Source organism: Waterburya sp., assembly GCF_058530065.1.
Genome location: NZ_JBZNBU010000352.1, coordinates 1 through 7,869, shown reverse-complemented (window position 1 = coordinate 7,869; position 7,869 = coordinate 1). Strand labels below are relative to the sequence as shown.

General features: G+C 40.4%; 8 protein-coding genes and 1 pseudogene. 7 read left to right on the top strand and 2 right to left on the bottom strand.

Going from position 1 to position 7,869, the window contains the following annotated elements; translation table 11 throughout:
• Together AC33VI_RS20960 and AC33VI_RS20955 are read right to left on the bottom strand one after the other, a co-directional pair.
• A pseudogene (locus tag AC33VI_RS20960) lies at positions 1–248 on the bottom strand (hypothetical protein); the annotation flags it as partial.
• 152 nt (positions 249–400) lie between these two features.
• Positions 401–1,402, bottom strand: coding sequence for a multicopper oxidase domain-containing protein (locus AC33VI_RS20955; protein WP_491784207.1), 1,002 nt, complete (start codon positions 1,400–1,402; stop codon positions 401–403).
• 242 nt (positions 1,403–1,644) lie between these two features.
• Between AC33VI_RS20955 and AC33VI_RS20950 the strand changes: the two genes are divergently transcribed.
• The 7 genes from AC33VI_RS20950 to AC33VI_RS20920 all read left to right on the top strand — a co-directional run.
• Entirely contained in the window at positions 1,645–2,682 is a 1,038-nt protein-coding gene (locus tag AC33VI_RS20950) for a rod shape-determining protein (RefSeq protein ID WP_491784208.1), read from the top strand.
• A gap of 21 nt (positions 2,683–2,703) precedes the next feature.
• Positions 2,704–3,447: a rod shape-determining protein MreC gene (gene mreC, locus AC33VI_RS20945; RefSeq protein ID WP_491784206.1), complete on the top strand. Its 744-nt coding sequence runs from the start codon at positions 2,704–2,706 to the stop codon at positions 3,445–3,447.
• Positions 3,448–3,469: 22 nt separating this feature from the next.
• Positions 3,470–4,024 carry a rod shape-determining protein MreD gene (mreD, locus tag AC33VI_RS20940; RefSeq protein ID WP_491784205.1) on the top strand — a complete coding sequence of 185 codons (555 nt, stop codon included), beginning with the start codon at positions 3,470–3,472 and terminating at the stop codon, positions 4,022–4,024.
• A 266-nt stretch (positions 4,025–4,290) separates the two neighbouring features.
• Complete coding sequence (locus AC33VI_RS20935; RefSeq protein ID WP_491784204.1) at positions 4,291–4,503, top strand: hypothetical protein; 213 nt, start codon at positions 4,291–4,293, stop codon at positions 4,501–4,503.
• A 36-nt stretch (positions 4,504–4,539) separates the two neighbouring features.
• Entirely contained in the window at positions 4,540–5,721 is a 1,182-nt protein-coding gene (locus AC33VI_RS20930) for an energy transducer TonB (protein ID WP_491784203.1), read from the top strand.
• Between the two features lie 702 nt (positions 5,722–6,423).
• Positions 6,424–7,032: a FeoA family protein gene (locus AC33VI_RS20925; RefSeq protein ID WP_491784202.1), complete on the top strand. Its 609-nt coding sequence runs from the start codon at positions 6,424–6,426 to the stop codon at positions 7,030–7,032.
• A 58-nt stretch (positions 7,033–7,090) separates the two neighbouring features.
• Positions 7,091–7,869: FeoB small GTPase domain-containing protein (locus AC33VI_RS20920; RefSeq protein WP_491784201.1), on the top strand; the 779-nt coding region annotated here is incomplete at its 3' end.

The following is a 7,869-nucleotide window of genomic DNA, read 5'->3' as shown; positions in this document are numbered from 1 at the left end:
GCACCTTCACCGCCTTCAGCACCTTCACCGCCTTCAGCACCTTCACCGCCTTCAGCACCTTCACCGCCTTCAGCACCTTCACCGCCTTCAGCACCTTCACCGCCTTCAGCACCTTGAGCTAGTAAGTAATAATTTTCTGTAGTATTTTCCTCAATCTCAGTCTGGTTTGTCGCCAAAGCTTGAGTTCCAGCAGCGGTAGCTACAGTTAGAGCTAAAAATAGTTCTACAGTTTTAATGCGATTATTCATAAATTCTTATTTAGAGAAATTCTTAATTGTCTTGAGATAGTAATGTACTATTGATGAAAATTAAAGTCAATAATTTGTTAGTTATTGGTTGTTAGTTATTAGTCGTTAGTCATTAGTTGTTGGTTGTTAGTTGTTTGCTCTCACTGCCCCTACTATGCTTCAGGTATGACATCAAAAAAGCCCATACAGCCCCGTTCGGCAATATAGTCTTGATGGGGATGAAACATATACTTACCAGGATATTTATAAGCAAATTCCAAAATGTGCCTTTCTGCCGTACCCATTGTGATTACGTCACTTTCTTCATAGGGTTCTAAACTACGCCCCGTACGATAAATTTGGAACATATTGGCGTGAATGTGAAAGGTGAGGGCGGGGTCAAACTCAATCATGTTCAGGATATAAAGCCGAATTAGTTGGTTTTGATAAATTGGAATTGGGCGATCGCGATAGTAATTAGGAATGCCGTTAAAAGCGTAGAGTTGATTTTCTCCATCTCCATCCAAATCGTAACCGCCCATCACTAAAACCATTTCATCGGCAGGAGGTCTTGCTTTTGGAGGATCGACGATAAATAAACCGTATAGTCCTTTGCCCACATGACGAGTAACAGGTGCTACGTGGCAGTGATAGGGATGAACTCCATAAGGTTCGGCATCAAATTCATAAATGGTGGTTTTACCCCTGCGTACTGCTTTGATACCATCCATCTCTACGGGATGAGTGCCGTGAAAGTGCAAGCTATGGGAATGTCCGTCTTCATTGTGAAAGATAATTCGCACGCGATCGCCTTCCGTAGCTCTTAAAGTAGGTCCTGGAACGCGATCGTTAAGATTCCAACCAATAAAAGTAATGGCACGATTGAGCTTTAAAGGGTTGCTGCGGGCTGTAATTTCAAATTCTCGAATCGTTTGTCCGTTTTCTTGTTTGAGCTTGCCATAGTCAAAGTCCCGTAAGACTGTCATCGGATCGTAACTCAAGTCCCAATCTCGATTGGAGTCTGGAATCGGTGGAATTCTGATGGAATCTGTAGCAGTAGCTTTGACTGCATTAAATTTTAATGCCATCGCCGAAATTCCCCCTGCAACTAGACCCCATTGGAGAAATTGACGACGAGAAGTCGATTGATTTTGTTTGCTAAATAGACTAAACATTAATTATTAATTAATTGTGGCGATCGCTATGATAATTCTCAATAAAATAATTGCATATATTTATTAATAAGTAGAGTTATCAATTTTATTCCTACACAAAAGTTATTTAAGAAGCTATGGAATTTTGAGCCAAAAACGAGATTTCAGTATATTTTCGATTAGACTAATGAGTATATAGAGAGTAAATTGGACTCGACTCAGACAAAGCTTTACTAGTTTCTACGGAGCGATATATCAAAGTGGTGCGTTTCTTTAATCGTTTTAATCTTTCGCGGGATATAGGTATAGATCTGGGAACTGCCAACACTTTGGTATATGTATCCAGTAAAGGTATTGTGCTAGAAGAACCTTCTGTAGTGGCGATCGAACGCAAAACAGAAGATCCCAGGGCATTCGGTCGAGAAGCCAAATCAATGTTAGGTCGCGCCCCAGAAAATATCGAAGCATTGCGTCCTCTCAAAGATGGGGTAATTGCCGATTTTGATGCCACAGAAGCGATGATTCATGAATTTATTCGACGAGCTTTTGAAGGTAATCCTCTGGTACATCCTCGGATGGTAATTGGTATTCCCAGTGGGGTAACTAAACTAGAGCGGAGAGCGGTGATCGAGGCAGCTTCCAATGCAGGAGCGCGGGAAGTAGATTTAATTGAAGAACCTCTAGCAGCAGCTATTGGCGCGGGATTGCCCGTTACCGAACCCACGGGAAATATGATTGTCGATATTGGCGGTGGTACGACAGAAGTAGCTGTAATTAGTTCTCAGGGTAAAGTAATTAGCGAATCAATTCGGATTGCAGGAGATGAATTAACCGAAGCTATTGTCAATCAAATAAAAAGAGAACATAAACTGGCGATCGGTGAAAATACCGCTGAGAAAATTAAAATTAAATTGGGTTCGGCATATCCTGTAGACGAGCAAGATCGGACTATGGAAGTTAGAGGCTTACATCTGCTATCGGGATTACCTCGTACCATAGAGGTGAGCGAATCAGAAATTCGCGATTGCCTGCAAGAATCCGTAAAAAGTATTTTAGAAGCAATTAAACGCACTTTAGAACAAACTCCCCCCGATCTGGCAGCAGATATTATCGATCGCGGCATTATGTTAGCTGGCGGTGGTGCAATGCTACGAGGTTTAGATACTCTAATTTCTCATGAAACGGGGATTATTACTCATATTGCTGCCGAGCCTTTAAAATGTGTAGTCTTGGGTACGGGAAGAGTATTAGAAGATAAGACTTTAGATCGAGTATTTAGCGATCGCTCAGTTTTAGCTTAAGTCATTTGATATAAATGAAGTATGAGTCGTTGGTGGGATCGATATGGATTGCAGACAATATTAACTTTCATCGCTCTGGCGATCGCTCTGGGGATTAAGCTAACTAATGGAGGGATATTTTCTGAAGCTTCTTATTTTTTAACTCGTCCTTTTCAATCGGAAAATCAACTGGTTCTAGAAGACAGGTTGACTAATGCACGTATTTTAGAATTAGAACAGCGAGTTATCGAACTAGAACAACAAAACCAACAACTAAAACAATTATTAGACTACGCTGAAGCTACCGAAGCCAAAACCACTGTTACTCCAATTGTAGCCCGTTCTCGCGATCGCTGGTGGAATCGGATTACCCTGGGGAAAGGTGGCAAAGATGGCATCAAAAAAGGCGATGTTGTCATGGGAATTGGTGGCTTAGTCGGGCGAGTAACTCATGTTACCCCTCATACCAGCAAAGTGTTATTAATTAGCGATACGACTAGTCGAGTTGGTGCGACATTAACTCGCAATCGTCAACTAGGGTACATTCGAGGTAAAGATTCTGCTACCGCAGTGATGACGTTTTTTAATGAAGTCAAAGATATTCAACCTGGAGACGAAATTACTACCTCTCACTTGAGTAAGTTATATCCTCCTGGTTTGCCCATTGGAAAAGTTAAATCTCATCAAAAGAGCGAGCGCGATACCTCAGAAATTGAAATAGAATTTACCGCTCCCATTGAAATTTTAGAATGGGTAAGCGTTCAATCTTTCAAACCTGAATATTAATCATTCCCTACCCCATCCCTAAATGCCCCACCAACTTCAAAGATCTATTGAATTTTATCAACTAATCAAAATTATTTTTATTATTGTTTCTTTGATAATTTGTTCTAGCTTGATGTTATTTCGAGTTCCTGGAATAGAACTATTAGGAAGTTCTCCTAACTGGTTATTGATTTGGTTAGTTGCTTGGAGTTTAAAACAATCGATTTGGTATGGGGCGATCGCGGGTTTAGCCGTGGGTTGGGTTTATGATGGAATAACCTTGGCTACTCCCTCTCATGGGATCGGTTTTGTGGTTGTGGGAGTCTTGACTGCTGGGTTACAAAAGCAAAAATATACGGGAGAAGATTTTATTTCTGTAGCTTTTATTGTCTTGTTCATGACTCTAATCTCAGAAACAATATTTGCCTTGCAATATCTTAGAACTCATTGGCTTTCTCTGGCAGAAGTTTTACCAAAATATCAAGAAATCGCGATCGTTTCGGCAATTATTACTAGTCTTTGGAGTCCTATTTTTTATTATCTTTTTAATCTTTGTCAACAAAAAATCAAACTATGGGAAAGAAAAATATTACGCTAAAAACTTAACACTTGTTACCAAACATTTATTATTTAACGAGAGACTTCGGTTGTGGCAGGGGTTAGGGGATAGGGGATAGGGGATAGGGTGTAGGGAAAACAAAGGTTGTGGTTTTTTGGTTAAAAGAGATAAATGTCTTGATGTCTCCAGACACTTTTGAGAATTGGTATAACTTTGTACGGCTATAAATGCTCAATCAAAGCTCACCTTATTTTTTAATTTTTTTCTGTAAACTAGAGAACTAGATTTTTTTATTGTTGCGGGTTATGTCTTACGAATCAAATTTAGATCGCAAATCTGGTAAATTCATTAACCCAGCACAACTATGCTTGCTAGCTTCAATCGCCCTACATTTGTTGGTGCTTAAATTTGGTTTGCCATCCCTCGAATTTAATAATGATTCGGGAAGAAGAGAAGTTTCCGTAATCGAACTCAATCCCGAACAACAAGCTCGCTTGCCAAATCTCACTCCTCAATAAAATACTCCCGATGCACCAATCCCAGACATTAGCGATTTGCCTCCCCTAGATAATAATCAGCCCGTAGCTCCTTTTGCCATACCCCGCGATTTAATTCCTGGTATTGGCGATCCGAGCAATTTGCCTCCTTTGGTAATTCCTCCTCCTCCAAATTTTGAGAATCTACCACCGATTACAGATATTACCCTTCCACCCATTGGAGATATTAGAGATCTTCCTCTACCTCCAGAAATTAGCCTCGAAGACTTCTCTCCCGATTCCAATCAAACAGCACCAAAAGATAATCCCGAAACACCAGCCAATCCCAATCCAGAACAGCCAACAAAACCCCCAGTTACAACTCCCTCGGCTGCCAATCCCACAACTAAACCCGAAGAAGTTCAAACCCCTCCTAAATTAACCCAGGAACAAATTGCCGCGCTCAAAGTTAAACAAAGTGAAGAACGCATCCGCAAACTGAGTCAAAGTCTGAAAAAAAATGAAGATGGTACTAGCGATGAAGAAGCTAGAAAAAATTATATTGCTTGGTTAACCAAAGTCCAAGATATTGAACCAGATACTTTAGAAGTACGAGGTACTTATCCCAGAGATGCTTGTATTAGAAGATTAAAAGGTACGAGCATTTATGGGGTAGTAGTCGATGTGGAAGGTAATGTAGTTGCTCTGGATTTAATCAAAGGATCAAAATATGCAGTTTTTGACGAAGCAGCAGGAGAAGAAATTATTCGGAGCATTCTGGAAAACGATACCGATAAACCCAAACCCTATCAAATTAAAGTCAACTATGAATACGATTCAGAAATTTGTCCTTCCCTAACTCTTCCTTCAATTCGCAGAAAAGAAGAAGCAGAAGCAGAACAAAGAACGGTAGAACCAGAGAAAAAACCACTTCCGCTACTCCAACCCAAACCCGAAGGCAAGCCCGAACCCCAACCTAAGCCCGAACCCCAACCAGAACCCCAACCAGAACCCACTCCACCACCAGAGCCGAAGCCCGAACCAGAACCCACTCCCCCACCAGAGCCGAAGCCCGAACCAGCCCCCGCTCCAGTACCCCAGCCACAACCAACACCCCAACCATCCTTACGCGATCGCTTGAAAGATATTCCTTTGCCTGATCGCAAACCTGCCGATCTCAAAAATATTCCTTTGCCCGATCGCAAACCGATCGATTTTAAAGATATTCCTTTACCCGATAAGCCTAATTTCAAAAATTAGTATTAAGTTTCTGACGTTACCCATAAGAACAAAAAATCAATTGTCTGTTGCCTATTGCCTAACTTCAGCATTTTATATTTAATTACAACCACCTACATAAGTAGGTGGTTGTAATTAAATATAAAATGTTTTCTCTAGCGAGTAACGAGTAATGAGTAACGACTAACGACTAACGATTAACGACTAACGAGTAGATAGACTAAAGTTAGAACTTATTTTAGTTTTATACTTATTTATGCCTACCTACTTAGGTGTCTTTGTTGAGCAAATAATGTAGGAAATAATTGAAGTTGTTTGACTTTTTGTTGTAATAGTTTGGCTTGTAGTTTCTTTTTTTTCTTCAGAAGAAACAGTTATCTAAATATTAAATCATTCTTAATGGATACTTGTTCGTTTAGTCGATCGTGGTAAGGTTCAAATTATAGCTAATAAATGAGAATTTATTTCAATTATTTATTTGATTATTTTAATTAATGTCAATAATTGTTTCAATATTCAAAAATTCTTTTGTTCTTCAGATTTCCACTTAATTTTTAATTCCAAGTTCAGAGGTTTAAGTTGTCAGTAAAACTATCAGTGGTTTAATTGTGGTTTTTCTTAGAAACCAGCAAGTTGGCTTAGATGTGGGAATGGCAAACAAAATAACGGCAAAGATTATTGAGAATTATTTTTACTTTTAAGATATAAGCTGTAGGAGAAGTAATGGGCTGGATAAAAGGGAATCAAGGACAAAATCAACATCGATACGGGCAAAGCGATCGCCGAGTGGAAAAGGAAGATAACCATCGAAAACGCTCCCTGATGCCATTAGCTAAGGCGCAAGTGGGCGATCGCCTGTGGATTGCTGGTTATGAAAGCAAAGAAGGAATCGAGCGGTTACTAGGAATGGGATTAGCACCAGGTATGGCGATTGAAGTGGTGCAAAATCTGGCGGGTAACTTACTGATTGCAGTGGGGGAAACTCGAATTGGCATTGATGGAGGGATGGCAAAACGAATTTTAGTCTCAGACAAACCGTTTGATTATTTAGTTGAAGTACAAGAGGTAAATGAGATGGAAAGTAGCGCAACTACGTTGAGAGATTTACAAGTCAATCAGCAGGCAAGAGTAGCCCGTTTTGAGGCAACGGACGATTCGACTAAAAAAGCCTACAAGCGCAAGTTACTGGCAATGGGTTTAACTCCTGGAACAGAGTTTTCCGTTACCCGTGTCGCCCCCCTAGGCGATCCTGTCGAAATTAAAGTGCGGGGCTTTAAATTAAGTTTGCGTAAGGATGAAGCGGCTGCATTAGTAGTGGAACAGTTACCGTAGGGGCGAACGGCTGTTCGCCCAGTACAGAAATAACAGTTAATTATTGATAGGTAAACCAATGAAAAAACAAACGATCGCTTTAATTGGCAATCCCAACTGTGGTAAAACTACCCTCTTTAACGATCTTACTGGGGCTAATCAGCGCACGGGCAATTGGCCTGGAGTCACGGTAGATCGCAAGGAAGGTAAATATGTTTATGACAACGTGGAAATTACCGTGGTCGATCTGCCTGGGGTGTATTCTCTGGATGCGGAAGATGAAAGCACAGGACTAGATGAATTAATTGCGCGGGATTATTTGCTGGAAGGGTCAGCGGATTTGGTGATTAATATCGTCGATGCTTCTAATTTGGAGCGTAACCTCTATTTAACCACTCAGATTATGGAGATGCGCGTGCCAATGGTGACGGCATTAAACATGATCGATGTGGCACGGGAGCGAGAATTAGATATTGATACTGATATTCTCTCTCAAAGATTGGGTTGTTTAGTTATTCCCATTAGTGCTTTTTTAGGGGAAGGAATCGATCTTCTCAGAAGTAGAATCAATGAATTAATTAATAATCCTGGTAATTTACCTACAATAGTAGCTTATCCTGCAGTGATTGAAGATACTCTCAATCAAATAGAACCTTTAGTTGAGCAAAAAGGACGCAATAAAAAGATTTCTACTCGCTGGTTTGCTCTCAAACTACTGGAATACGAAGATCGGGTTGCTCCCGAACTCAAAGGGAAAGAATTAGACCGCATTATTATTGAAAATCGCCGTAAAATTCACCAACTATTACACGAAGATATTGATATTATCGTCGCCGACTCCCGCTATGGCTTTATCCG